Annotated in this window: 24 protein-coding genes; 10 read left to right on the forward strand and 14 right to left on the reverse strand. The window is 64.0% G+C overall.

Translation table 11 applies throughout. The annotated features are described in order from the left end of the window. Positions 1 to 53: 53 nt before the first annotated feature. From AC2W7L_RS01985 to AC2W7L_RS02000, 4 genes are all read right to left on the reverse strand, one after another. Positions 54 to 1,835 (reverse strand): formate--tetrahydrofolate ligase, encoded by a 1,782-nt coding sequence (locus AC2W7L_RS01985; RefSeq protein ID WP_486003039.1) that lies wholly within the window; start codon positions 1,833 to 1,835, stop codon positions 54 to 56. Positions 1,836 to 2,044: 209 nt separating this feature from the next. Further along, positions 2,045 to 2,608, reverse strand: a complete 564-nt coding sequence (locus AC2W7L_RS01990) for a TetR/AcrR family transcriptional regulator (RefSeq protein ID WP_486003040.1) — start codon at positions 2,606 to 2,608, stop codon at positions 2,045 to 2,047. Then, on the reverse strand, positions 2,608 to 3,447 hold the full coding sequence (locus tag AC2W7L_RS01995) for an alpha/beta fold hydrolase (RefSeq protein WP_486003041.1): 840 nt from the start codon (positions 3,445 to 3,447) through the stop codon (positions 2,608 to 2,610). The genes AC2W7L_RS01990 and AC2W7L_RS01995 overlap by 1 nt, the downstream gene beginning before the upstream one ends. Before the next feature lie 111 nt (positions 3,448 to 3,558). Further along, positions 3,559 to 3,921 carry a MerR family transcriptional regulator gene (locus AC2W7L_RS02000; protein ID WP_486003042.1) on the reverse strand — a complete coding sequence of 121 codons (363 nt, stop codon included), beginning with the start codon at positions 3,919 to 3,921 and terminating at the stop codon, positions 3,559 to 3,561. A 54-nt stretch (positions 3,922 to 3,975) separates the two neighbouring features. On the opposite strand from AC2W7L_RS02000, the gene AC2W7L_RS02005 reads away from it, so the two are divergent. Together AC2W7L_RS02005 and AC2W7L_RS02010 are read left to right on the forward strand one after the other, a co-directional pair. Then, on the forward strand, positions 3,976 to 4,932 hold the full coding sequence (locus AC2W7L_RS02005; RefSeq protein ID WP_486003043.1) for an alpha/beta fold hydrolase: 957 nt from the start codon (positions 3,976 to 3,978) through the stop codon (positions 4,930 to 4,932). Between the two features lie 25 nt (positions 4,933 to 4,957). Continuing rightward, the gene (locus AC2W7L_RS02010; RefSeq protein ID WP_486003044.1) at positions 4,958 to 5,707 is read left to right on the forward strand and encodes a class I SAM-dependent methyltransferase; all 750 of its coding nucleotides are present in this window, start codon (positions 4,958 to 4,960) and stop codon (positions 5,705 to 5,707) included. Positions 5,708 to 5,750: 43 nt separating this feature from the next. On the opposite strand, the gene AC2W7L_RS02015 is transcribed toward AC2W7L_RS02010, so the two are convergent. Then, entirely contained in the window at positions 5,751 to 6,899 is a 1,149-nt protein-coding gene (locus AC2W7L_RS02015) for an FAD-dependent oxidoreductase (protein WP_486003045.1), read from the reverse strand. A 51-nt stretch (positions 6,900 to 6,950) separates the two neighbouring features. Then, positions 6,951 to 7,559, reverse strand: a complete 609-nt coding sequence (locus tag AC2W7L_RS02020) for a CueP family metal-binding protein (protein WP_486003046.1) — start codon at positions 7,557 to 7,559, stop codon at positions 6,951 to 6,953. Positions 7,560 to 7,730: 171 nt separating this feature from the next. Between AC2W7L_RS02020 and AC2W7L_RS02025 the strand changes: the two genes are divergently transcribed. Both AC2W7L_RS02025 and AC2W7L_RS02030 read left to right on the forward strand, forming a co-directional pair. Next, entirely contained in the window at positions 7,731 to 8,240 is a 510-nt protein-coding gene (locus AC2W7L_RS02025; protein WP_486003047.1) for a YdhK family protein, read from the forward strand. Then, complete coding sequence (locus AC2W7L_RS02030; RefSeq protein ID WP_486003048.1) at positions 8,228 to 8,368, forward strand: DUF1541 domain-containing protein; 141 nt, start codon at positions 8,228 to 8,230, stop codon at positions 8,366 to 8,368. Before AC2W7L_RS02025 ends, AC2W7L_RS02030 begins: the two co-directional genes overlap by 13 nt. A 9-nt stretch (positions 8,369 to 8,377) precedes the next feature. On the opposite strand, the gene AC2W7L_RS02035 is transcribed toward AC2W7L_RS02030, so the two are convergent. Together AC2W7L_RS02035 and galE are read right to left on the reverse strand one after the other, a co-directional pair. Further along, positions 8,378 to 9,175: a DUF3626 domain-containing protein gene (locus AC2W7L_RS02035; RefSeq protein ID WP_486003049.1), complete on the reverse strand. Its 798-nt coding sequence runs from the start codon at positions 9,173 to 9,175 to the stop codon at positions 8,378 to 8,380. 86 nt (positions 9,176 to 9,261) lie between these two features. Continuing rightward, entirely contained in the window at positions 9,262 to 10,254 is a 993-nt protein-coding gene (gene galE, locus AC2W7L_RS02040) for a UDP-glucose 4-epimerase GalE (protein ID WP_486003050.1), read from the reverse strand. A 153-nt stretch (positions 10,255 to 10,407) separates the two neighbouring features. Between galE and AC2W7L_RS02045 the strand changes: the two genes are divergently transcribed. Both AC2W7L_RS02045 and AC2W7L_RS02050 read left to right on the forward strand, forming a co-directional pair. After that, on the forward strand, positions 10,408 to 11,463 hold the full coding sequence (locus tag AC2W7L_RS02045; protein WP_486003051.1) for a hypothetical protein: 1,056 nt from the start codon (positions 10,408 to 10,410) through the stop codon (positions 11,461 to 11,463). A gap of 86 nt (positions 11,464 to 11,549) precedes the next feature. Beyond that, the gene (locus AC2W7L_RS02050; protein ID WP_486003052.1) at positions 11,550 to 12,074 is read left to right on the forward strand and encodes a Dps family protein; all 525 of its coding nucleotides are present in this window, start codon (positions 11,550 to 11,552) and stop codon (positions 12,072 to 12,074) included. Between the two features lie 95 nt (positions 12,075 to 12,169). Here the strand turns inward: AC2W7L_RS02050 and lhgO are convergent, their stop codons facing one another. Continuing rightward, on the reverse strand, positions 12,170 to 13,381 hold the full coding sequence (gene lhgO / locus AC2W7L_RS02055; RefSeq protein ID WP_486003053.1) for an L-2-hydroxyglutarate oxidase: 1,212 nt from the start codon (positions 13,379 to 13,381) through the stop codon (positions 12,170 to 12,172). 479 nt (positions 13,382 to 13,860) lie between these two features. On the opposite strand from lhgO, the gene AC2W7L_RS02060 reads away from it, so the two are divergent. Both AC2W7L_RS02060 and AC2W7L_RS02065 read left to right on the forward strand, forming a co-directional pair. Next, positions 13,861 to 17,082, forward strand: coding sequence for a choice-of-anchor G family protein (locus tag AC2W7L_RS02060; protein ID WP_486003054.1), 3,222 nt, complete (start codon positions 13,861 to 13,863; stop codon positions 17,080 to 17,082). A gap of 506 nt (positions 17,083 to 17,588) precedes the next feature. Then, positions 17,589 to 19,703 carry a choice-of-anchor G family protein gene (locus AC2W7L_RS02065; protein ID WP_486003055.1) on the forward strand — a complete coding sequence of 705 codons (2,115 nt, stop codon included), beginning with the start codon at positions 17,589 to 17,591 and terminating at the stop codon, positions 19,701 to 19,703. A 119-nt stretch (positions 19,704 to 19,822) separates the two neighbouring features. On the opposite strand, the gene AC2W7L_RS02070 is transcribed toward AC2W7L_RS02065, so the two are convergent. Next, positions 19,823 to 20,740 carry a hypothetical protein gene (locus AC2W7L_RS02070; protein ID WP_486003056.1) on the reverse strand — a complete coding sequence of 306 codons (918 nt, stop codon included), beginning with the start codon at positions 20,738 to 20,740 and terminating at the stop codon, positions 19,823 to 19,825. Beyond that, positions 20,737 to 21,348, reverse strand: a complete 612-nt coding sequence (locus AC2W7L_RS02075; RefSeq protein ID WP_486003057.1) for a hypothetical protein — start codon at positions 21,346 to 21,348, stop codon at positions 20,737 to 20,739. Before AC2W7L_RS02075 ends, AC2W7L_RS02070 begins: the two co-directional genes overlap by 4 nt. Before the next feature lie 136 nt (positions 21,349 to 21,484). On the opposite strand from AC2W7L_RS02075, the gene AC2W7L_RS02080 reads away from it, so the two are divergent. Then, positions 21,485 to 22,033: an STM3941 family protein gene (locus AC2W7L_RS02080; protein ID WP_486003058.1), complete on the forward strand. Its 549-nt coding sequence runs from the start codon at positions 21,485 to 21,487 to the stop codon at positions 22,031 to 22,033. A 27-nt stretch (positions 22,034 to 22,060) separates the two neighbouring features. Here AC2W7L_RS02080 and helR read toward each other — a convergent pair whose 3' ends face one another. Further along, complete coding sequence (gene helR, locus AC2W7L_RS02085) at positions 22,061 to 24,220, reverse strand: RNA polymerase recycling motor ATPase HelR (protein WP_486003059.1); 2,160 nt, start codon at positions 24,218 to 24,220, stop codon at positions 22,061 to 22,063. A gap of 148 nt (positions 24,221 to 24,368) precedes the next feature. Further along, entirely contained in the window at positions 24,369 to 25,055 is a 687-nt protein-coding gene (locus AC2W7L_RS02090; protein WP_486003060.1) for a hypothetical protein, read from the reverse strand. A 155-nt stretch (positions 25,056 to 25,210) separates the two neighbouring features. On the opposite strand from AC2W7L_RS02090, the gene AC2W7L_RS02095 reads away from it, so the two are divergent. Next, complete coding sequence (locus AC2W7L_RS02095; RefSeq protein WP_486003061.1) at positions 25,211 to 25,390, forward strand: hypothetical protein; 180 nt, start codon at positions 25,211 to 25,213, stop codon at positions 25,388 to 25,390. Between the two features lie 22 nt (positions 25,391 to 25,412). On the opposite strand, the gene AC2W7L_RS02100 is transcribed toward AC2W7L_RS02095, so the two are convergent. Next, positions 25,413 to 26,102, reverse strand: a complete 690-nt coding sequence (locus tag AC2W7L_RS02100) for a peptidyl-tRNA hydrolase (protein ID WP_486003062.1) — start codon at positions 26,100 to 26,102, stop codon at positions 25,413 to 25,415. Positions 26,103 to 26,193: the final 91 nt, after the last annotated feature.

Consider the following 26,193-nt stretch of genomic DNA (forward strand, 5'->3'; position numbering starts at 1 on the left):
CCAGCAACCTCGCGCGAGGTTGCTGGGCCGCCGCTCAGGTAGTAATTGAGGGCTCAGAAGAGGCCGGTGATGTTGCCGTCCTCGGTGACGTCGATCTTCAGCGCTGAGGGTTCGCGCGGCAGGCCCGGCATCGTCATGATGTCGCCGGCGATGACGACGATGAACCCGGCTCCGGCCGACAGCCGCACATCCTTGATCTCGATGACGTGGTCGGTCGGCGCCCCGCGCAGGCTCGCATCAGTCGACAGCGAGTACTGGGTCTTCGCGATGCACACGGGCGCGTCACCGTATCCTTCGTCCGTGAACTGACGCAGCTTCCGTTTCACCTTGGCCGGCAGATCGACGTCCTTGGCCTGGTAGATCCGCTGCGCGATGGTGCGGATCTTCTCCTCCAACGGCCGGTCGAGGTCATAGCTGTATCGTGCCCGCGACGCCGGATCGGCAGCAGGAGCCTCGGCATCCCCGGAGGCGGTGCCGGCGACGAAGACCGAGCCGTCATCGACAGCGGCCCCGGCATTGCCGATGCCGCCCGCAGCCTCGACGACCGCTTCGGCCAAAGCAAGAGCACCCTTGCCGCCGTCGGCCCAGTGCGTGGACTCCACAGCCGCAACCCCAAGACCATCCAGGTGGTTGATCGCCGCGGCCATCTCCTCGTCGGTGTCCGTGGGGAACCGGTTGAAGCACACGACGGGCGTCAGTCCGTAGATCTCGCGCAGGTTCCGACAGTGCAGCTCGAGATTGCTCATCCCCTCCAGCACCGCTGACACATCGGGAGAGTTCACATCCTTCACGTCGACTCCCCCGTGGTACTTCAGCGCTCGCAGAGTCGCGACGACAACCGCTGCAGAGGGCCAGATGCCGGCCGTGCGGCACTTGATGTCGAGGAACTTCTCGGCTCCGAGGTCAGCACCGAAACCGGCCTCCGTGACCACCCAGTCCCCCAGCGCCAGTCCGGCCTTGGTAGCCAAGAGACTATTGCAGCCGTGGGCGATGTTCGCGAACGGTCCGCCGTGGATGAACGCCGGCGAATGCTCCAAGGACTGCACGAGGTTCGGCGCCAGTGCGTTGCGAAGCAGCGCCGTCATCGCCCCTGCCGCCCCGATGTCCGCGACGGTGATAGGTTCGCGCCCCCTACTGTGAGCGAGCACGATCCGTCCCAGCCGTTCCTTGAGGTCGGACAACGAGGTGGCCAGGCAGAACACCGCCATGACCTCGCTGGCGACGACGATGTCGAAGGCGTCCTCGCGCGGCACTCCCCCATTGAGCCCGCCGAGCCCGACGACGACGCCGCGCAGTGCCCGGTCGTTGAGGTCGACGACGCGGCGGAGGTGGATGCGTCGCGGGTCGACGTCGAGGTCGTTGCCGAAGTGGATGTGGTTGTCGAGCATGGTCGCGGCGAGGTTGTTCGCCGCAGCGATGGCCGCGAAGTCGCCGGTGAAGTGGAGGTTGATATCTTCCATCGGCACGACTTGCGCGTATCCGCCGCCGGCTGCCCCGCCCTTCATTCCGAAGACCGGCCCCATGCTCGGCTCCCGCAGCGCGAGCACGGCCTTGCCGACCTCGGATTTCGACCGCGCGAGTTCGTTGAGTCCGTCGGCCAGGCCGATGCTCGTCGTGGTCTTTCCCTCGCCGGCCGGGGTCGGGCTCATGGCGGTGACGAGGATGAGTCGCCCGTCCGTGGCGGTTTCGGCCGCTTGGTCGAGGACGTCGATGGGCACCTTGGCCTTCGTCCATCCGTGGGGAATGATGTCCTTCGCGTCGAGACCCAGCCCAGCGGCGATGTCGACGATGGGATCGAGCTCGGCGCTGAGCGCAATATCCATATCTGTGGTCATAAGGCCATCATGCCCGTTCCGCGAGATTTTGTGACCATCACCGACCCGAGAATTCGCGCAATGTGCACTGAGTTCCGCCCACCGCAACATCGACCTCGCCGAGGCGGCCCGCCGTCACGTCCGCGACTGAGCATTCCGTCGTTCTTCCGTCGTGCCTCAGCCCGCCCAGGTGTGTCAGCGGCGAGTAGTTCCTTAAATCAGCTGGGGCTTCATTCGGTTCTGCGCGAGATTCGGTCGATCATCAGGTCGAGGAGTCCGACCGCCTGCTGGGCGTTGACTCTGTTGAGGAGCAGGTCTGTGCGAAAGCCTCCGAGCGCTGCCAGCAGCAAAGCGATTTCGTTCGGACCGGAGAATGGCAGGTGTTCGGCGAGCAGATCAGCCAGTTCCGCGTACTGGGCTCGATAGGCTGCAGCCATTGCGTTGTCGTTGATTGCCATGCTTTCGAACGCGTATGCCACCAAGGCTTCTTCTCGCCGTTCTTCGTCGAGAGGCAGGTATTCCAGCAGAATCGCACGGACGACATTCCCCGGTCGCCCCGATCCCTGGTCGCGACGAGCACGCAGACGGTCAGCTGTGCGCTTGCCATGTGCTGCCAAAACGGCCAGCAGTAGACCGTTGCGGTTACCGAAGTGATGTTGGATGGCGCCCGTGGTCGCCCCGGCCCTTTGCGCAACAGTTCGCAGGGGCATCGAAATATGGTTTCCGTCGGTGATGACTTCGGCGGCCGCCGCAATCAATCGCCCGCGGGTTCCCCCACTGTCTGTTTCCCTCATCAGCGGGTCCGATCATTGCGGTTCATGAAAAGCCCGATTTGGTGTTCGATCCAGTTCGGCTCGTCTATCAGCACGGCATGGCTTGATTGGGGAAGAACATGGACCTCGGCCTGCGGAGCAACAGCGCGCAAGGTCTCAGTTGCTTTACCCGTTGGCACCATTCCGCTCTGTCCTCCCAGAACAATCGATGTCGGGAGGGAGAGACTTTGCCATTCTGCCTTGGTCAGTCGCATCGGACGAGGTGTTCCCCATTGCTGATAGTCCGCTCGAGACGACAACAGGACTTCGAGCATCGCTGATTCGGGCAGGCTGCCCCCTCGAGTCCGCTGCAGGTAGGCGCGATAGCTCTTCTCTCCACCTATGAGCATCCGAAACATTCTCCACCAAGCCCGCAGAGGCATGGGCGTGATTGCTGCGATCGGCTCTATGGCTGTGACGCTCAAGATCCGAGTAGGCGCTTTCGCGGCATGGTTGAGAGCAAGCCATGCACCATACGAATAACCGGCGATATGAGCGCGATCTACGCCGAGTCCCGCAAGAACCTGTTCAAGCCATTCGGCAGCTTGGCTGCCGTTGTCAACGGGCCGGAGCTGGACGCTGCGTCCGGCTTCCCAAAGCGTATCGACAGCAATGATCTGCCGCTCGCGGCTCCACGATCGAACGAACTCAGCCCAGGCAGCAATCGTACTTCCGCCACCCTGGAGGAGCACCAAAGGAGGGAGAACGTCCGTCGAGCTAGCATGGCCCGCCACTGAGGCCACCGTGTGCCCAAAATCGGTTTCCACACACCGATCTGAACGGTCCGGCCAGTGTTTCATCGCAGCGTCAAAGACCTGCATGAAGTGCTTCTCAGACGCTTCAGATCGGAATCCGCCTACGCGACCACCCATAAAAGGACCATAACAGATGTTATGTGATCTGTCTCCAGCCCCAAAGGACGCCGCCCCACCTCACCCCGCATACTCCGTACACTCCCGACACCGAGTCATGAGATCGTGCCGACAACCGCGGACGTGCAGGAGGAACTTCTCCGCTGAGTCCAGCGAGGTCCGCTGCGCACGAATCGCCGACAACCTGGCAGCGATCACCTCCGCGCGCCCTTCCTCGCCGCGATGCAGAATCGCCCGGATCTCGGCGAGGCTCATGCCCACGCTCTGACACGACAGCACGACCCGGCACCGACTCAGATGCTCGGCCGAATAGTCACGATGCCCGCTCGCCGTCCGGTCAGGCACGACGACGCGTTTGTCCTCCCAGTGCCTGAGCACATGCGCGGCCGTCCCCAACTGCGCGGCCGCATCCCCGATCTTCATGACTCCATGATGACACCTTGACTTCAGGTTGACCTGAAGTTCTACCGTCGTTTCATGAGCAACCCGAACATCCGCACCAGCACGCGCCGGGTCACCTTGAGCGACGGCCGCGAGGTCGCCACCACGACCATCGAACCGTCGAATGACGGAGGCCATGACCGCCAACCCGGTGGCCGCCTCGGCGAGGTCATCATCTGCCACGGAACCCCGTGGTCAGCACGGATGTGGCTGCCGCTTGCCCACGAGCTCGCGCAGACGAATCGCGTCCGCCTCTGGGACATGCCCGGGTACGGCGAGTCGATCCCTGATCTGACCGCCACGTCGGCACAGCCGACGGACAATCCCCTCGCCGAGGCGGCTCCCGCCGTTGATCTCGTCACCCAACGTCGTCGTCTGGCTGAGCTCATCGACTACTGGAACGTGGCGAATCCCCATGTCATCGCCCATGACATCGGCGGAGCCGTCGCACTCGGTGCGCACCTGCTCGAGGGCTGCGATTTCGCGTCGTTGTATCTGCTCGACATCGTCACTCTCGACCCGTGGGGCTCACCGTTCTTCCGCCTCGTCGCCGAAAACGAAAAGGTCTTCGCCGCCCTCCCACCTCGACTTCATCGCGCCCTGGTCCGCGAATACATCGCCGGGGCGGCGGCCACACCATCTGACGAATCTCGTTCGGGCGAAGTCCGCTCGAACCTCAGCGATGACTACATCACTGAACTCAGCGCCCCCTGGCGCACCGAAGCCGGTCAAGCTGCGTTCTACCGGCAGATCGTCGCGCTGCGCCCCGAGCACACGGCGCCCGTCGTCGACCGCCTCGGTGAGGTGCGCTGCCCGGTCCGTATCGGGTGGGGTGAGGACGATCCGTGGATTCCGGTCGACCAGGCCGATCGCCTCGCCGAGGCGCTTCCCGGAAACCCGCACGTGACCCGGTTCCCGCACTCGGGCCACCTCGTCCCGCTCGAGGCGCCGCACGATCTGCTCGTCGATGTGACCGCTTGGCTCGACGTGTGAGAGTCGTGTGCGCGAAGATGGCGGTATGCGCGCATTCGACGAGCTCGTCACCGAGGCACAATCCGCCGATGTCACCGGGTGGGGGTTCGGCTGGCTCGATGGGCGCGCCACCGAGGAGCGACCGCCCTGGGGTTACGCAAGACTCCTCGCCGGGCGGCTGTCGACAGCGACCGCGGCCCTCGACATCGATACCGGCGGCGGTGAGGTCATCGACGAGGCTCCGGTACTGCCGCCGCGCATGGCGGTGACCGAGTCGTACCGCCCCAACATCGCCGTGGCCCGTCACCGGCTCGGTCCGCGTGGCGTCGATGTCGTCGAAGCCGACCCGCATCGGCTGCCGTTCGCCAACGGCAGCTTCGACCTCGTCACCTCCCGACATCCCGTGAGCCCCGCATGGTCGGAGATCGCTCGTGTGCTTGTCCCCGGCGGCACCTATCTCGCCCAGCACGTCGGTCCGGCCTCGGCGTTCGAGCTCATTGAGTTCTTCCTCGGACCGCTGCCGGAAAATCGCCGCTCACGGCACCCGCAGACCGAATCCGACGCCGCCGAGGCGGCCGGTCTCACGGTCGAAACGCTGCGCACCGCGCGCTGCCGCATGGAGTTCTTCGACGTCGGTGCGATCGTGTGGATCCTTCGCAAATGTCCGTGGTGGGTGCCCGACTTTTCGGTTGCCGACTATCTTCCGCAGCTGCGTGAACTCGATGCAACATTGCGCAACGGCGAACCCTTCATTGCCCATTCGACGCGGCACCTCATCATCTCGTCAAAGCGCTGAGGCAATTCATCGCGACAGAACGCTGAGACACCACACCGCCCGATCACATCGTCGAAGCGCCGCCCACCCGGAACCGATCCGGCACCTCACCTGAACCCGTTGCGAGGTCGGCCGCGAACTCACCGAGCAGCGGCGCGAACTTCGCCCCGTGCCCCGAACAGGCAGACACGATGACCAGGCCATCCACCTCGTCGATGACGAAATCCTCGTTCGGTGTGTTCGTGAACAGACACGTGGTCTCCGCGTACGGTTCCGGAACGAGTCCCGGCAGGTTCCGCTTCGCATAGTCGATCATTCGGGTACGCATCTCCTCGGTGATCTGTCCGTCCTGGTCGAGCGCCGAACCGATGACCTTCCCGCCGTTGAATTGCGCGAACTTCTGCCCCGCGAAGCCGGCATCCCGCCCGCCGGGCAGTCCGTAGGTGAACATCTCACCGGATTTGTGGATGAACGTCGGCCAGGGTGTGCTCGGCCGTCCGTCTGCGTCGGCATCGCGGTAGGGCATGTGGAAGGCCTGCTCCTGCCGCACTTCGAACCTCGGCAGTGCGTCGAGGAATCCTTGCGGAAGGCCAAGATCGCCGAGGAGGTCGGGCAGCCACCCGCCCGCAGCGACGATCACGCGGTCGCCCTCCACGGATTCCCCCGTCGCCGAGGTGACACGGAAGCCGCCCGCGGGTCGTCGGGCCACCTCGGTGACCGTCCAATCGGTGAGTATCCTAGCCCGCCCGGTGTCCACTGCACGGTCGAGCATGGTCGTCACCGTGGTCTCGGCATCGATGACGCCGGCGTCGGGGTGCCACAGAACTTCGGTATCGAAGGCGAACTGCGGCCACCGTTCTGCGGCCTGTGCCGGATCGAGGACTTCGTATTCGACGCCGACGGCTTCGAAGATCTCGGCGAGGAGATCCGTGTGCCTGGCGTCGCCGAAGTCGAGAGCTCCGGTGGGAGTGATCAGCTCCGTCCCCGATTTCGCCTCGAGGTCGTCCCACAGTTCACGGGCGCGCACGACGAGTTCGGTGTAGAGACGATCCGGGTAGGCGTAACGGAAGATGCGGGCCGAACCGTGAGAGCTGCCGCGGTCGTTGGCCGGGGTATGCCGCTCGAGCACGGTGACGTCCTCGCCGCGCGCGGTCAGGGAATACGCGGCTGCGGCACCGGCCAAGCCCGCTCCGATGACGATATGGTGGGTCATAGCAGTGCTCCTGTCGAGTGGGTGACGACGGTCGGCCCGGCTTCCTCGTAGCTACTTCAGCTTGAGGTCGGTCACGCAGGTGGGCCCATCGCTTCTCGTGGAGAAATCGGTCGTACCGGTCTTGCCCTCGGCGGTGACCTCGATGGTACCGGTGATGCCGGACGGCACCCAGAAGCCGACGAACCCGTTGTCGAAGGTCGTCGTCGACTCATCCACCACTGCTTCGCCCGTCTCTGAGTCTGTGATCACCACATCGACGTCCTTCTCGCTCAACTCGCCCCGACAGGTCGTGAGGCTGTGGTAGAAGCAGTCGTGCGTCTCATCGACGAAGGGAGCGATGGAGACGTAGCTCTTCCCCTCCGGCAGTGCCATCGTCGCCTCTTGCTGTCCATCGGTGAGAACAAGTTCGTCAGGCTGGACCGAGGCCATGAGGTCGGTGGGCCTCTCGTCGACAGGCAGGCGATCGAGTTGATCGATGACTCCTGTGACGTCCTCGTCGGCCAGATCGAGGTCAGCTAGCAGCGTTTCAGCCGAACCCGACTGCACTGCTGCAGACTCTCGTGATTCTGTGGATGCTTCGCTTCCCGTTCCAGAAGCAGAACACCCGGTCAGGGCAAGAACGAAGGCCGCAGCCCCCAACACGAATTGCGTCGTCTTCATATATATCCCCATGTCACTACGGATGCAGAGCACGTATGCCGTCTTGGCAATCATACCCATAAGGGGTATAGGGTGACCGTGGCGGGTCCACGAGATGGGATGCCCTGAAAGGTTCCCATCTGCCGCCGAGCGAATCCGACGCGACCGTCTCACCGAACCAGGAGACCACTCATGAAGAAGCTCAATCCAGCCGCCCGCCTCGCTGCGGTCACCGCAGCACTCGGACTGGCTCTGGCAGGCTGCTCAACTGCGAATGACGAGGGCCACGGATCGGGCGGAGAAGACTCCCACGGCAGCCACGAGTCCGCCTCGGGCGAAACTGGTGGTTCCGACGACATGGACCACAGCGAATCCGGACACGGATCAGGTGGGCACGAAGGGCATGCCGCCGATGGCGGCGACCCGCCGAAGGGAATCACGAAGGCCGCCGACCCGAAGTTCAACGTCGGCGACACAGTCGTCCTCTCCGCCGACCACATGCCAGGAATGAAGGGTGCCGAGGCAACCGTCTCCGGCGCCTTCGACACCACGACCTACTCAATCAGTTACACCCCGACCGACGGCGGCGACCCGGTCAAAGATCACAAGTGGGTCGTCCACGAAGAGCTCAAGGACCCGGGCAAGGCACCGCTGAAGAAGGGCGACAACGCCACCGTCAACGCGATCATATGCCCGGAATGAAGGGCGCCGAGGCGACCATCGACTCAGCGACGGACGAGACCGTCTACATGGTCGACATCAAGACCGATGAGATGGAGATGACGAACCACAAATGGGTCGTCGAAAGCGAGATGAAACCCGCGAAGTAACGGAGTGGTTCACCAGGTCCGACCAAATCGTGCGAGGCAGTGCCAAAGCTTCTTGCTCTGCTGCCCGTCGAGGTCCCACACCCGCCTGGCACGTGCGACATGAATGGGGAGCAACTGGGTTGAGTTCGCCAGCCTCTCGACGATCCGCTGCGCGAGCTCGACCACATCCTGGCCCCGATATTCCGGGTGCGCCGCAATTTCGGCAACCTCGGCGACATAGCCGGGGTGAGTCTCGACAACGAGGCCGCAGCGGCCGGCTCTCTCCACGACCGCATGATCGGCGAAGCTTGGATCGACCACCAATGCTTCAACATCATCGGGCACCTTCACCCCTCCGTGGATATGGGCCTCGATGTAGTGATCGAGACGGTCGACGATGCCGCATCCCTGGGCAGCAGCCTGGCCGGCAGCCCGCTCGTCACGACGATAGTCGGCAATGAGCCTCATCCGGTCAGCAACCCCGAAGAGCTCCGGCTCAAAGGTGCTGTCCGGGTAAGCGAACGTCGCTCGCGCAAGGACCTCCGGACGGAGACGCAGGTAGGCCGACCCGAACCGCGGTGCCGGCCCAAGGGGGTCGCCGTCGAGGTCAAGTGCCCCATAGACCGGTCGGTGGTGCACCTCCACATGGTCATAGGCTCCACCGAAGATTCTCTGCTCCCAGAGCCACCGGTCGCCGCCGGGGAAGGCCGTCAGACCGCCATTGCTCGTGCCTGTGGCGAACTGGGAAAGATACTGTCCCAGCTGGAGAATCGACTCGAGCACCCCAGCCTCAGAGGCGTCATCACCGGGATGGAAATGCAGTGCCACCCGCGCCCCGACCGGCAGCTCGTGCCCTGGCGCGGAACGTGCTCGGACCCAGTGAAGTGCTGTCGCGGATGGGTCCGGCTGGTTCATCAGTCCTGCTCGGGCAGCATCCCCGCGGCCTCGACAGCGCTGCGGACGATCTCCTCGAGACCGAACTCGGCCTTCCAACTGAGCAGGGCGGAGATCCGGGTGACGTCGGCGACCAGCGCCGGCGGGTCACCGGGGCGACGCTCGCCCATTTCGGGGACGATGTCACTGCCGGTCACCTCGGCGATGGTGTCGATGACTTCCTTCACCGAGGCGCCGGTTCCGGTCCCGACATTGAACACGGTCTCCGTGGTGCCGCCGGCCTTCATGTAGTCGAGGGCGGCGATATGCGCCTCGGCAAGGTCCTTGACGTGAACGTAATCGCGGATGCACGTGCCGTCGGGGGTGTCGTAGTCGTCGCCGAAGATGATCGGCGCCTTGCCCTCCTTCAGCCGCCCGAGCACGATCGGGATGAGGTTCATGACGGCGGTGTCGGCGAGTTCGCTCCAGCCGGCACCGGCGACGTTGAAGTAGCGCAGCTTCACGGCGTTGAACGTGGTGCCCCGCATCTGCGAGGCGGTGATCTGGTTGTCGATCATCCACTCGCCGATGAGCTTCGTCTGGCCGTACGGGTTGATGGGGCGGCAGTCGAGATCCTCAGGCACCATGTCGACATCGGGCATGCCGTAGGTCGCGGCTGAGGAGGAGAAGACGAGCGATTCGATGCCGGTCGCCTCGACGGCGGCGAGGATGTTCGTCAGTGCCCCGATGTTCTGCCGAAAGTACATGACTGGCTCTTCGACTGACTCACCGACCTGCTTCTTCGCGGCGAAGTGGATGATCGAGTCCACGCTGTGTTCCTTGATCGCGGACACCAGTCGTTCCTCGGCGTCGGATGCGGCCAGGTCGAGATCGACCACGGGCAGGCCTTCGACGCGAGCGTCGATGCCGGTGGAGAAGTCATCGACGACGAGCACGTCGTCGCCGCGTTCGGTGAGCAGCCGCACCACGTGCGATCCGATGTAGCCTGCCCCTCCGGTCACCAGAACTGCCATTGACCGCGTCCTCCTTCGTCTCGTCGACACGTCGGTATCAGAATACGCGTTCAGGTGTCCGAGTTCAGATTCGGCCTGAAAGCCCAGTGGGCATAGTGTCGGAATTCGCCTTCGCCCTGGCCAGACCGAAACCGGCACTGTCACAGTGGGAAAATGCACATCCTCCTCATCTGCGATCCCGGTCCCCCGAGCCGCCGTGTGGCCGCGTTCAAGGATGAGTTCGCTGAACTCCTCAAACACGATTTCGAGTCGGAAGTGACTGTCGACGTGTGCACTGAGGCGCTCCGCGTCCAAGCCGACCATCGGCTGGAGCTGTCGACTCTCGATGCGATCGTCGACCGCTACCCCGCAGCGGACCTCGTCATCATGCTCACGGCCATTCCGCGCCATACCCAGGGCAAGCCCCTCATCGCCGAGGTGCTGCCGGCGCGCAACATCGCCGTCGTCTCCAGCCCCACCCTCGGCGCCCTGACGACGAAGCGTCGGCTGCTGAAGATCTACATGAGCTGCGTCAACCAGCTCCTACCCGACGGGCATCTGCCAGCAAAGACGCACCGTCTTCCGCGCTGGGGCCGATGGTCGAGCCGCTCCGAGTCGGGCCGTCGCACCCTTCATGCTCACACCTTCACCGGCGGAACTCGACTCGTCCTGGGCATGACCATGGCCAACGAGCCGCTGCGGATGGTCCGCAGGCTCTCACGAGCCATGGCCGCAGCCGCTGCCACGGGAGCATTCGGCATCTTCTACAGCTCCATCTGGCAGATGTCCCATCACCTCTCAACCGCTCGTCTTATTTCGATCGGCGCCATCGCCATCGCAGTTATGGTCGGCTGGCTGATCACGATCAATCGGCTCTGGGATCGCCCGGTCAATGAACGCCTGGCTCAGGTCGTCTTCTACTACAACCTGTCCACCGTACTCACACTCATCATCTGCGTGACGGGCCTCTACGCTTTGCTGGTCATCGGCATCCTCGCCGGAGGGCTCATCGTCATCGACCCCGAGTTCATGGCCCAGACGATCCACCGGCCCGAAGCCCGGCTGACGAACTACCTCGACATCGCGTGGTTGAGCGCAGCGATGGGCGTCGTCGCCGGCGCACTCGGCTCAAGCTTCGACAGCGACATCGACCTGAAGAATCTCACTCACGCCCAGCGGCTGCGTTCCCGCGTCTACATCGCCCAGGACGACGAGACCGGCAGATCCTGACGGGGGTTCCGTCCCGCTCAGGTCGGCGTTATGGTGGCCACAGACTCCGGGTCAACGCGAAACCGGAGAGACTAGGAGCAAGAATCATGACACAGTCAGTGACAGTTCCCGACCCCCATGGCTCAGAGAAGACCACTCGCGAGAACGCCGAACGCGGCTTCATCGCCTCCGACGCCCTGACCAAGAACCTCCAAACGGTTCTGGTCGACTTCATCGCTCTGAGCCTGACTGCCAAGCAGGCACATTGGAATATCGTGGGCACGAACTTCCGCGACCTCCACCTCAACCTCGACGAGGTCACGGACATCGCCCGCGCAGGCAGCGATGAGATCGCTGAACGCATGCGTGCCCTCCACGCCTCTCCGGATGGTCGCCCCGCGGTGATCGCCGAACAGACAGGGCTGCCGGAGTTCCCGAACGGAGAGATCAGCACCCACGACGCCATCGACCACATGGTCGCATCGATCGAGGCAACCGTGGCGTCGATGCGCAGCACTCATGACGAGGTCGACTCGGCGGACCCGACGACCGCCGACATCTTCCACAGCTACATCGCCCAACTCGAGCAGCAGGCCTGGTTCATCAGCGCAGAGACCCGCACTCCCAAGTGAGTCGGTGCGACTGAGCAGCCACTCTGGTCTTCGGGCCGCCTCCCCGTCCTCACGGTCGGCAGGCGGCCCTTCGTCGTCGAGGCCCGGCACCGGCATCATCGCCCGTCGATGATGCCGACGAGGTGTTCGGCAATGGCCAGCGCCGAGGTGGCTCCCGGGGAGGGCGCGTTCCTGACGAACATCGTGGCTCCCGCCCGATCGATGACGAAATCATCAACGAGTGTTCCATCCCGATTCATGGCCTGCGCGCGGATTCCACGGGTGGCGCGGTGGCCGTCACCTCCGGCGAGCGAGGGGACATAGCGGGCCGCCTCGGCGACGAACTTCTCGATCGAGAGCACCCCGGGCAGCTCACGGGCAGCGGTGGCCAAATTGGCTGCTGCGAAGCGCCAGAATCCCGGGTCGGCGGCAACGGCCAGGGAGTCGGGGATGTGGAGGCCGAGACCTCGGTAGCCTTCGCGGGAGAAGGAGAGGAAGGCATTGGGCCCGATCATCAGCCCGCCGTCGATTCGTCGGGTGACGTGGACACCGAGGAAAGGATACTTCGGGTCCGGGACGGGATAGATGAGGCCGTTGACTGCGTCACTATAGGCCTCATCGAGGATGAAGTATTGGCCGAAGAACGGCACCACGGTCGGGGTGCGGCTCTCTCCGGAACGAGCGGCTAGGCGGTCGGCGTGGAGGCCAGCGCAGACGATGACGTGGTCGAATTCCTGGGCATCGACGGGGGTGCGGACGACGGCGGTGTCACGGGTGGGGCCGCCTCGGTGGTCGATGTTCTTGACCGGGGTGGAGAAGCGGACGCGGCCGCCGTGGGCGCGGAAGTCGGCTACGAGGGCGTCGGTGAGGCCGGGGTAGTCGATGATCGCGGTGTGGGGTGAGTGGAGGGCTGCGAGGCCTTCGGCGTTCGGTTCGACATCGCGCAGACCGTCGCGGTCGACCAGGGCGATGTCGGGGACCCCGTTAGCCAGGGCACGGTCGTGGATGGCGCGGAGGCGTTCGACTTCGACATCGTCAGTGGCGACGACGACCTTGCCGCATTCATCGAATGCGAAGTCATGTTCGGCGGCGAAGTCGGTGAGGAGGGAGACACCGCGGCGACAGAGCGTAGCTTTGAGGCTGCCGGGCTCGTAGTAGAGGCCGGCGTGGACGACGCCGGAGTTGTGACCGGTCTGGTGCGCGGCTGGACGGTCTTCCTTCTCGAAGAGGGTGACGTCGGCGGAGTCGTGGCGGTTGAGGATTTCGCGTGCCACTGCGGCTCCGATGATTCCCGCACCGATGACGGCCCATCGTGTCTTCTTCGCCATGTCTCAACTCCTTCGTTGATTGCCGTCTCTGCTGCGGTTGAGTCGACTTTAGGCGACGGCGAGGTGTCTTGCGCGACCCGTCCACACCGCGGGAGTCGTGACCTTGCGGGTCACCGATTGGTCACAAGTCGACCTCGAGCGCGGACTTCTGTACCCCGATCTGTGACAATAGAGTGCAGTCTCAGTGACTCGACTACGACCGTGGCACTTTTTCTGAAACACAGAATTCGCCTGGAGTCCATAAGCCTGCCGCCTGGTCGTTTATTGATCCAGGCAGGCACAATGCCGATCACGACGTATAGCCGCAACACCCACACAAATCTACCTGACCGTAACTATAACGACGAGGTAACTTTTCTTGTGATTCGCTGATTACTTTTTCATTTCTCCGTAATGTTGTGAGGGATCTGCCAGGAAACTGCCCGTTTCCGTCCAGGCCATGCTTGGAAATGATCAGGATCCGAACGATGTGGAGAACCATGAAAAGATTGAGAGGCCGGCCCGGAACCGGTCGGAAGATCGCGGTGGGGTCTGTCGCCGCGGCGACGGCAGTGGGACTGACGCTGCTGACGACCTCACCCGGTGCCGCCGATGAACAGAATCCGAACGAAGACTCAGAAGCCTATGGTCAGTTGATCAATGCCGACATTTTGACCGCTGATGCGGTTGATGCTCTCTCGGCGTACAGCAGCTCCCCGTCCAGCACGGACGCGGACAGCACTCCGATCAATGCCGAGGTGCTCCAAGCCATCGGAGTCGAGCTCCCCGGAATCGGCATCCCGCTGATCAGCAACGAGGGCGGCGACGGCCTGCTCGAACTCGGCGAAGCAGGAGCGCTCAATGCCTATGGGCATGCTCCTGCCTACAACGATGCCACGGCCAGCGCCGGCGCAGTCGGGGCAGACGGCGGGCTCAATCTCGATGACATCAACAACGGTGAGTACGGCAACGCGAAGGTCGACCTGACCTCGGTGCTCGGCCAGCTCAACCTCGACGGCGTAACCGATCAGGTCGTCGATGAGCTCAGCCTCGAGCTCGGCGCGATCGCGTCGACCGCCAACAGCAACGGCGAAGCCGATGACTCCGAGTACGCCGTCGCCGATGGCATCCTCACGGTCTCGAGCCCCGCTGTCGGCGGCCTGTCCGACGACCTCAACGAAGTCGTAGATGGTGCCGGTGGAACTCTCGAAGAGGTCATCGGCGAAGAAGGTCTGGTCAACGAACTCGCCAGCCTAGGCGTCGATGTCAACATTCCCGGAATCGCACGCGTTGCCGTCGCAGGTGACGATGCCACCGTGTCGGTGGAGGTCCGCGATGCGCTCAACAGCGTCGTCGAGAACGTCGTCAACGAGGCGCTCGAAGACGAGGCGGGCATCGTCTCGATCGACCTCGCCAACGGCGACATCAAGATCGACCTCGCGAAGATCGTCAAGGGCGGCGACGCCTCTGACCTCAACGGCCTCAACCCGAACACCCAGGTGCTGACCTCGGACACGATCTCGAAGATCACCGATGCCGTGGCCGACGCCCTTGGCGCACTCTCCGGAAAGGTCAACGAGACTCTTTCTGACGCACTCAACGACGTTCATCTCGTTATTGACCTGCCTGCAGTGGCAACCTTGGGCCCAGTAACTGTCGCACGCGGGTCGGTGAACGTCGACGCAACGCTGGGCCAGCTCGCCGGCACGGACTCCTCCGATCCGACAATCACCACTGATCTAGATATCGCTGGGCTCCCAGTTGGCGATCTCATCTCCGACCTCACTAATCCGCTGGTCAGCGAGCTGCTTGGCATCACCGAACCGCTCATCGGCGGAATCCTCGATTCCACGGCCGATGAAGTCGCTGGCGCTGTAACCGGTATCGTCGATCCGGTTCTCGATACCCTCGACCCGGTCTTCGAGGCACTCAATCAGGTCGTCGATCTCACGATCAACGAGCAGCCGACCGCGAAGGATCCGGCAGAGGAGAGCCAGGTCGAGGGCAACAACGGACCCGGCTTCACCGTCAGTGCGGTGAGCCTGGAACTGCTCCCGGCCGCCGATGCCATCGACATCAACCTGGCCTCGTCTTCGGTCCGTGCGACCGCGGACGCTCCGGACCCGGGCGATGACGACGCGAACACCAACGCAGCGGCCTCGGCATCGGCTTCGGCCGACGCCGATGGAGACAACAACCCGGCCGCCCAGGCTGCCTCCGAGGCAGCTGCTGACAACAACGCCGACAACACGGCGTCGGCAGCAGCTGACGAGAACGCCGAAGCAGCCGCCGAGTCGGCAGCGACCGAGGACGCATCCTCCGAGGCCTCCGCCGATTCGACAACGGATGAGAATGCTTCGTCGACGGCTGCTTCGCAGGCCGCCGCGCAGGCTGACAACTCCGATGACACGAACGCAGAGGCATCGACGGCCTCGGACGCCAACTCCGCAGCCGCTGCTGAGGCCGCTTCCACCGCTGATTCCTCGAACGAGGCATCCGCAGAGGCAGCAGCCGAGTCTGACGCCAGCGCAGCAGCAGATCCTGATGCCGCCAATGAGGCAGACGCGAATGCCAACGTGAACGCAGCCGCTTCGGCCTCGGCTTCGGCCAACGCCGATGACAACGGCAATGCTGTCGCAGAGGCAGCCGCCCAGGCAGCAGCCGACAACGATGCCAACAACACGGCATCGGCAGCAGCTGACGAGAACGCCGAAGCAGCCGCAGAGTCCGCCGCCAACGAAGAGGCCTCCTCGGAGACCTCAGCGGATGCGACATCGGATCCGAACGCCTCGGCACAGCAGGCAGCCAACGCCGCCGCGAACGCCGACAACTCGGACTCGACGAACGCCGATGCTTCGGCCGCCGCTGATGCCGATCCGGCAGCTGCTGCGTCCGCAGCTTCTACCGCTGATTCCTCCTCGGAAGCTTCTGCCAACGCAGCTGCTGACGCCGACGGTGCTGATGACGGAGCCGCGGCCACCGCTTCGGACGATTCCGATGCGAATGCCAATGTGAACGCTGCCGCATCGGCCTCGGCTTCGGCCAACGCCGATGACAACGGCAATGCTGTCGCAGAGGCAGCCGCCCAGGCAGCAGCCGACAACGATGCCAACAACACGGCATCGGCAGCAGCTGACGAGAACGCCGAAGCAGCCGCAGAGTCCGCCGCCAACGAAGAGGCCTCCTCGGAGACCTCAGCGGATGCGACATCGGATCCGAACGCCTCGGCACAGCAGGCAGCCAACGCCGCCGCAAACGCCGACAACTCGGATGACAGCAATGCACAGGCATCTGCCGCAGCCAACGCCAACGCCGGTGCCGCCGCTTCTGCAGCGTCGACTGCGGACTCCTCCTCCGAGGCGTCCGCTGCAGCAGCGGCAGACGGCGACGAGGCTGATGCAGCGGCTGAAGGTGCAGAGGCGAACGCCTCGGCCAACGGCGACGAAGCCAACGCATCGTCGGCAGACGACGCGAATGAGGCTTCGGCAGATTCGGATCAGGCCGCATCGGCCAACGCCGGATCGTCGGCCAACGCCGGAACCGGAGCAGACGCCTCGGCCGGTTCGAGCACGAACGCCTCGGGCAATGCCGGTGGAGACCTTCCGCGGACGGGTGCAGAAGGCATCCCGGCCATGGTCGGATTCGCCGCACTGCTCCTCGCCGGCGGTGCTGCAGCGGTGTGGGCAACCCGCCGCTACCGCGCCTCGGCAGGCAAGCACTGAGAGGTGACTCAGCTCAGCACATGAGTTGAACCGCACAAGAGCGGGGTCGGAGCAAAAGCTCCGGCCCCGCTCTTTTCGTGCGCTCAATCGGCGTATCGTTACCGTGCGGTAATCAATCGCCTCGGATCAGTCACAACGTCGTCATATTTGGAAATGTGATGCATTTCACATACTGTGTCCACCGGAGGCTCAAGTCGCTTTGTACTCTCTCGTATGCCGAGATCAACGCGTGATGGACTAAAGCTCCAGGTCAGCCACGATCCGCTAGCCTAAGCGGAAGAGCGGCATTCAGGCCCACCTCTCCGCCGAAAGTGCTGATTCAATCACAATTCACCTTGACGCGAAAGATCGCAACCTGCATTCATTCGTTATTTGTTCGTGACTCTCTCATGACCCTCGCATTATTCTCTCATCCGCTTGTATGGTGTGATGCGTTCGACGAAAACAGCACGCCTTCCAATCGTGCGCTTGGAACTGTCGGGCGTCGCAAACGAAAGTGGATAAATATGAGTAAGCTCCGTAAAGGGCACGTTCCCGTGCGCAAGGCCGCTGTCGGCACCGCCGCAGCAGCTACCGCACTGGGACTGACCGTCATGGCTACAGCTCCCGGTGCTGCAGCCGTCAACCCCGACCCGAATGAAGATGCCGAGGCATTGGGTCAGCTCGTCCAGTCGGACCTCCTCGACGAACAGCTCGTCGACGCAGCGGGAGCGTACAGCAGCTTCCCCAGCAATCCTGAAGAGGCGAAGACTCCGCTCAACGCAGAAGCCCTCAACGCAGTCGACCTCGATCTCGGCAATGGCGTTTCGCTGCCCGTCGTCAGCCAGCCCGGCGGCGACGGCCTCCTGGAGCTCGGCGAAGCCGGAGCCCTCAACTCGTACGGCTATGCCCCGTCCGCGGACAGCGCGAAGGCCAGCGCGGGTGCCGTCGGGGAAGACGGCGCCCTCAACCTCGATGACATCAACAACGGTGCGTACGGCAATGCCAACGTCAACCTCACTCAGGTCCTTTCCCAGGCGGGCCTCGACGGTGTCACCGACCAGATCGTCGACGAGCTTTCGCTCGAACTCGGCGCGGTCGCATCGACGGCAGAAGCAAAAGGATCCGATGAGGCGACCTCTGAATACGCCGTGGCCGACGGAATCCTCACAGTCTCCAGTCCGGCAGTCGGCGATCTGTCCGACTCACTGAACAAGGTCGTCGACGGTACGGGCGGCACGCTCGAAGACGTCATTGCCAAAGAAGGCCTGGCCGACAAACTCGGCAACGCCGGCATCAACGTGAAGACCGGACTTGCCGACATCGAACTCGGCGGCGAGAACACCACCGTCAACGTCGAGGCTCAGGACGCCCTCAACAGCGTCGTCGAGAACGTCGTCAACGAGAAGCTCGAAGACAAGTCGGGCATCGTCTCGATCGACCTCAAGAACGGCGACATCAAGATCGATCTCGCCAAGGTCGTCAAGGGTGAGAACGGCGAGGACCTCAACAGCCTCGATCCCAACACCCAGGTGCTGACCTCCGAGACCATCGGAAAGATCACCGACGCAGTCGCCGACGCACTCGGCAGCCTCTCCGGCAAGCTCAACGAAACCCTCAAAGATGCTCTGAACGATGTTCGCGTCGAGGTTTCGCTGCCCGCCAAGGCCACGGCAGTCGGAGTTCCCGCAGCTGACGGCAAGGTCAACATCGACGCCACCCTGGGTCAGCTCGCCGGCACCGGCGAAGGCGATCCCAAGGTCACCACCGACCTCAAGCTCGCTGGAATCGACGTCGGAGAGCTCCTGAACTCCATCACCGGACCGCTGCTTGAGAAGCTCACCGCAGTGACCAAGCCCCTCATCGGCCCGATCCTCGATGCTACGGCCGACGAGGTCTCCGGTAACGTCACCGAGATCGTCGATCCGCTGCTGTCCGACCTCGACCCAGTATTCGAAGGGCTCAACCAGGTTGTCGATCTGACGATCAATGAGCAGCCGACGAAGCGGGACCCTGCTGAAGACAGCAACGTCAAGGGCACCGACTCAGACGGCTTCACCGTCAACGCGGTCAGCCTCGAGCTCCTCCCGAACACAGGTGGAACGCAGACACAGGCAGCGAACGCTGTGGCCGACATCAACCTGGCGTCCTCCTCGGTTCGGGCGACCGCTGCCGACGATGCTCCCGGCGATGACTCGGCAACCGCAGACGCCGACGACTCGGCTTCTGCCACCGCAGACGCCGACGACTCCGCATCCGCCGATGCGAACGATGCAGCATCCGCCACCGCTGATGCCAACGATGCAGCATCCGCCTCGGCTGATGCCGATGACGCTGCTGCTGCCAATGATTCAGCGAATGCGTCCGCCGATGCTGACGACTCCGCCTCGGCAACTGCCGATGCAGACGCTTCGGCTGCCGCATCCGACGATGCGAATGCCGCTGCTTCGAGCAACGACGAGGCCAACGCCTCGGCGGATTCCGACGTCAACGCGAACGCTTCGGCTGCTGTTGACGGCGGCGGCGACCTGCCGCGTACAGGTGCCAACGGCACTCTGGCACTGGGAGGGCTTGCCGCGCTCCTCGTCGCCGGTGGTGCAGTTGCCATCTACCTGACTCGTCGTCACCGTGCAGGTCTCTGAGATCTAAGCGTGTGAACGCCGAATCGGCGGGGTCGGAGTGAGAACTCCGGCCCCGCCGTTTGCGTGCCCGCCGTCTGCGTCGACTTCGCGCCAAAGCCAGCCGGCGATGTTCGCGCGCCCTACAACCCGCGCCCGGCCTCCCACGGCTCGTCGGAGGCCCCGGTGATCAAAGCGTTGACTGACATGGCCTGCGCATCGGTGAACGAGGCGACATAGTCCACAACCGCGCGCGCCCGACCGCGCCGCACGATCCCGGCTGCACCCTCCTCCCCCAATGCCCCGGGGTTCCGTGAGTACAGGTCCGAATACTCCTGCGTGGCGGCCTCTACAGAGTCGACGAGTCGTCTGGGAATCCGCGTCGCCTCATCCGGGTCGAGCAGCCACTCGTGGAATCCTTCGACCAGGGAGGCGATGATCCGCGTCTGCCCACGCTGGTAGACGGCCAGGTCAGACCGTTCGAGCACGAATCGCGAATGCACGAATTTGAGCACCACGACATCATGCCAAGCCTCCTGGCTCAGTCGCACATGCCCGCTGCGGATATGCGGGTCCGGGTCGACGACGATCGAGGCCTGCAACCGGTCGATCCACCGTCGGGTGAATCCGGTGACCGCCCGATCCGCCTCCAGTCCCCCGTCGTAGGGAACGCCGAGCAGTCCTTCGACGAGATCCCGGTTGACTCGCTCCACCGAATCCCGGAACGCCTCCTCTGACGCGATCCACGGATCCTTCTCCTGCGTGTGTCGCCGAATCGCCTCCAACGCATGCCCCGGCCGCCGCCGATCCAGCTCAGAAGAATCGAGACCCGCCAACTCGCGATGATCGCGCATCCACCGCCCGAGCTCTGCGGATACAGCCGTGTACTGCAACACGTTCGACCGGTAGAAGTCGTCCAGGTCGTGCACCGCATACGCAATATCGTCGGCGACATCCATGACCGCACACTCGAGCGTCTGCTGATACTTCCCGATCGCCGGAAACGCCGAGAGCACGTCCGCCATCTCCTCGACCTCAGTGGCATAGGCGGAGAACTTCATCGCTCCCTCGCCGACATCGTCGCCGACCCCGCGGGGCATCCGCGCCGCCGACGACGCCCGATCGCCCGTCCATTCCCCGCGCTCCCACGGATACTTGAGCACCGCAGCTCGAACCGCACGCGTGAGATTGAGACCGCGCGCCGTCGCCTCGCAGCTGTCGAGAGCGGTGAGAATCCGAAACGTCTGCGCGTTCCCCTCGAACCCGTCGTCGAGGCGCAGCACCTGCCGCGACACCCGGTCGAGTTCCTTCTCGCCGAGGTGGCCGAACGGCGGGTGCCCCAGATCGTGGGCGCGCGCGCCTGCACGACAACAGGATCGCACCCGCCGAGGCGGCTGACCGTATCCCGGGTCGCCTCGTCCGCGTTGATCAACGTGATCGCAATCGACCGGGCCACCGCGGAGACCTTGAGCGAGTGAGTCAGCCGGTTGTGGATGACGGTGCCGGACCCGGCCTGCGGGATGACCTGGGTGACCGAGGCCAGGCGGGAGAAGAACGGGGAGAACCGGATCCGTTCGATATCGACGCGGAACTCGTCTTCTCCGGGGCGGGCCTCCTCGGCGACATTGCGATCGCGGCCCCCGGTCAAGTGAAATCTCTGGCGTTCCATCTCACCAGCCTACCGATTGGCACCGGCCCACGCGGAACGGAACACCGGCGGCAAGGCGACCGAGATCCTTCTCTATACTTTTGTAGTGGGCGAGGTCCGGAGTCTGGCTCCGACGCTTTCAGGAGGACAACACACGATGTCGGCGAAGAACAGCGCTGCGGCGCGGTGGGCAGCCACCTTGGATCACGGCAAGACCGTCGGTCTGCGCAACTCCCGCAGGAGTGCCGCCGGGCTGCTGCTCATCTGTCTCCTCTTCGTCGTCTCCGGTCTGTGGATGGCCTTCGACGACGACGGCATCTTCATCGCGATCATCGGCTGGATCACCGTCATCTTCTTCGGTTTCGGCCTGATCGTCTTCGTCGGTCGACTGTTCTCCTTCAAGCCGTCCGTCACCGTCTCCACCGTCGGCATATCGAGCCCGACGACGGCACGGGCAGGTACAGTGACCTGGGCCTCGATCCTCGAGGTGCGCACTGTCCGTCAGAATTCCAACACCTTCATCGAGATCGCCATCACCGAGGATGAGGCCATGCACCAGTCGGCCGCCGGACTCGGAGTGGCCACCGCGGTGAATGAGGACGGCAGCGAACAGCCGGTACTCTGGCTGCCGAATGGATTGAAAGCGAACTCAGAGGAGCTCGTCGCCTGGCTCGATACGGAGCGGAAAACACGTGGTTCAGCCTGAGTCTGCCGACCACCTGCTCGGCCGGCTCTACCTCACTGTGGACGCGTCCGTCGCTATCACCAATTCAGCGGTTGCCCGGGTCATCGACACATAGCGATCCACGCCTCCCTGTATCCCGGTGTCGAAGGTGTCCGGGTCCACGACAATCACCAGATCGAATTCCAACCCTTTGACCTCGGCAGGGGCCATCACACTGACTCGCTCAGCCTCCGCGAAGCTCCACGAGGCCGGTGACACTGTGATGACGCAGACCGTTCCCTCGTCGTGAGAGTCCAACCACGAGTCAACGAGTGATGGCACCTCGTCTGCCCGGCAGTATCCGACCGAACTTCCCGATTGCCGCACCGATTGCGGCACGTTCGCGTGTGGGAGGACAGCACGGATCACTGGTTCTGCCGCGGCCATGACCTCGGCGGGGGTGCGGTAGTTGATGCTGAGGCGAACTTCGCTGACGGCGAGGCCGAGCTCGCTCATCCGTTCCTGCCAGCTCTGGGCGAATCCGTGTCGCGCCTGTGCCCGATCGCCGACGATGGTGAAGCTCTTCGACGGACACCGGTCCAGGAGCATGTGCCACTGTGCATCGGTGAGCTCCTGCGCCTCGTCGACGATGATGTGGCCGAAAGGGCCGGCCAGACGATCAGCATCTGGAGTCTCCCGCCCCGAGGGGTTGTCCAGTGCGCCCCGCAGATCGTCACCCCTCAGCATCGTCATCTGCTTCAGTTCGCTGTCGTCTGCGGCGATGAGGTGCTCGACGACGTCGGCCATCCGGTCCTGTTCGGCCGCCGCTTCCGCCGCGGCTCGGCGCTTCCTGCTCAGATCGGCTGGATCGCCGATGCGGCGCCTGGCCGCGTCGATGAGCGGGACATCGGCTTTCGTCCAGGCCCTGGGGTCGGCGCGCTGAAGGCACGCTGCCTCCTCTTCGGTCAGGTCGGGAGCAGCCAGGCTCAGGTAGGCCGGAACGCTCCACAGGTCGCCGACGATGTCCAATGGGTCGAGAATCGGCCACGCGGTGCTCAGGGTCGCTCGCAGGTCGGGGTCCTGGCTGAGGAAGCGGCGCACCTCAAGAGGTTCGGCATCCTCATCGGCGTCGACGACCGCCTCGGTGAGAATCTCCACCAACTCGTCCCAGACCTGGTCTCGAGCCGCGTTGTGATCGACGTCCGCATCGACAGAGGAGAACGCCGCCGCCCAATCGCCTGGCGTGACAGTGAGGTCACCGCTGACAGTGTCGATGACCATGGCGGTGGTGGGCGGTTCCTCGTAGATGCTCACCGCCCGCTCGATGACCGCTCCGGGGTTCAGATTCTCCTTGAGGCGAGCGCTGCGATCGTCATCCTCGACGGTGGCGCCTTCCTTGACCAGGTCGTCTAGCGTGCACAGACGAACACCGTCTTCGCCGAGGCGGGGCACAACGTCATCGACATATGACAGATACGTGTGGTTGGGTCCGATGAAGAGCAGTCCTCCTCCCCTGGCGATGCCGGAGTCGCTGTAGAGAAGGTAGGCGGCGCGGTGCAGGGCGACCACGGTCTTTCCGGTTCCGGGCCCGCCGTCGACGACCATCGGGACATCGGCCGGGGCACGGATGATCGAATCCTGGTCGGCTTGGATGGTGGAGAGGACATCGTGCATCTTCGCTGACCGGCTCGTGCCCAGCGAGGCGATGAACGCCGACTGATCATCCAGAGACGCGGTGTCGTCGACGGACTCCGAGGCGAAGCTTTCGTCCCAGTAGTCCGAGATCAGGCCGTTCGCCCAGCGGTAGCGGCGCCGTGTGGACAGCCCCATCGGGGAGGCGAGGGTGGCGGCGAAGAACGGCTTGGCCATGGGTGTCCGCCAGTCGATGAGCAGGGCATGTTCGTCCTCGTCGCGCAATCCCATACGGCCGATATAGACGGTGTCTCCGGACTCGGCAAACACCATCCGACCCAGACAGACATCGAGGTCGAAGCGGCGCAGCACGTTCAGTTCGGACGACAGCCGGTGGATCGCGGTGTCCCGTTCCAGTGCCGCTTCGCCGCCACCTCCGGAAGATCGGCGGAGTTCCGCCAGGCGGGCCTCGAGCGTGGCGACTTCACGGTCGAGCTGGCGGGCGATGCGGGCGAAGTGGAGCTCGTCGGAGGCGATGAGATCTGCGGTCGTTTTGGCGGACAGTCGGGCGGTCAGGTCGAAGACAGTGGCAGGCACACAGGCTCCTTGATCGGATAGACCGGAAGAGTGAAGTCACCATTGTTCCCGCTGACCGGGGTCTTGCGGCAAGGCCCGTCCGTGGCATATTCTGATAATGGCAGGCACCCTGGTTCTCGGGTTCTCGCCCCTCAGGTGACGGGCCACATTACGGTGCTTCGTCCTTTCCTGGAAGCAATCTCGAACGGCTGCGCCCTGCGGCACGGTGTCTGACTCCTGCCGGGTCAATTGCCGATCTCCTAGACCAGGAAGTGCGGCCGGTGATCGCCAACCACAGGCCGCAGACGGCCATGATGATGCCCCCGACGAGCCCGCTACCCGATCGCAGTCCCGCCTCTCCGTCGATGAACACCTGTGTGACCCCCACGAGGACGATCACGCCGAAGACCAGAACTGCCACACCCATCATGCGCAGGATTGTCTTCGAGCGTCCGAGGACGAAGATCGCCAGGTAGGCGACGAGGACCAGGAGTGTCCCGAACCCGACGACCGTCTTGAAGATCGCATCCTCAGGGTCGTCGGCGGCGGTGACGAGGCAGTAGACGCCGATCCAGCCGATAAGGGCGCACGGCACCACGATGGTCATGATGATCGCGGAGGCCGTCTCGATTGCGGATTGAGCCCGGGCCAGTCCGGATGAGATCTGCTGGCCCCGCTCCTGGCACCGTGAGATGCGGACGTTGACGATGACTGCAGTTAGTGGCCATCCGATGAGCACGAGCACACCGAGGATATAGAGAGAGATCGCGATGGCCTCGGCGAACCCGCCGAGCAGGGCAGCACCGACGATGAGGATCATCCCCGGTGCAAGGAAAATCAAAAGGGTCTCTCTCATCCGGGCTCCTAGTCCGATGGCTCGCTTCTCGGCGAATCGCTGCGCCTTCAGTATGGCATGCAACGCCCCGTGGCCTTCCGATCCTGCGGATCCCGGATCCTTGAGACTCGTGTCACAGCATCGTATGGTGAAGATACCAGTAGGAGGTGGTCACAATGACCGGAGTCAATGAAGATTTCTACCAGCCCCAGACCCACCCCGGCGACATCATCGAAGTCGAGGACGAAGAAACCGGTGAGATGGTCAAGCACATGATCTACCTCGACGAGTTCGGCAACGGCACGAAGACCCGCCCCCTGACCGAGGACGAGCTCAAGGACCTCGACGAGGCCTGATCAACTCCCTCACCGAGGCGGCTCACCACCGGGCGCGCACGGTTTCGGTGGGGCCGTCGACCTCGGTGAAGCCGGCGTCGACGACGCTGACCTGCTGCTCGTTGGCCGCCCACGCTTCCTTCGTCGCCGTGGTCACGCGCAGGCTGAACCCCGACTCACGCCAACGATTCCGCACCTCGGCGGGCATCTGCTCGAATGCCAGCTGTGCGGCGTGACCGCACTGGGCGGCCGCCTTCCCGGTCGTCAGCGTGAGCTCGGGTGAGAGTTCGATCGACACGACCGCCGCGGCGGCGGGAACCGAGGATTCGCCCTCATCGGGGAACTCGGTGCCGCCGACCTGCAGCTTCTTCAGCTCGAGCGGCAGAGGTTCGACGGGTCCGGGGACGAACACGAATGCCTCGGCGGGGGCGAAATCGTCCGTGCCTCCGTGGGTCACACCCACACACCCGAGGGCGCGTGCGTCCTCAAGCTTCTTCCCGTCACCACGGCGCACGACCTTGCGGATGGCTCCGTCACGCCAGTATTCAACGGCCTCGTTCCATTCCCCACCCGATTGCGAGCGCGGGTCGTCGAGGAAGGTCACGACGGCGCGGGAGGTGGCCTCGAGGACGTCGATGTGGCGGGCGATGGCGGTCTTGGACCGGCGCACGACGATCGGCAGGGACCACGGGATATCGTGGTCGGTTTCGTGTCGGCGCATGTGTTCGGTCACGGGTTCGCTCCTGCAGTGTCTTCGGCGGTGAAGGACTGGTGTCACAGTCCCCTTGTCATAACAGCGACGGTCGGCGGATATTCCGGATCTT

The organism is Brevibacterium sp. LAARM3_SD1 (assembly GCF_057364765.1).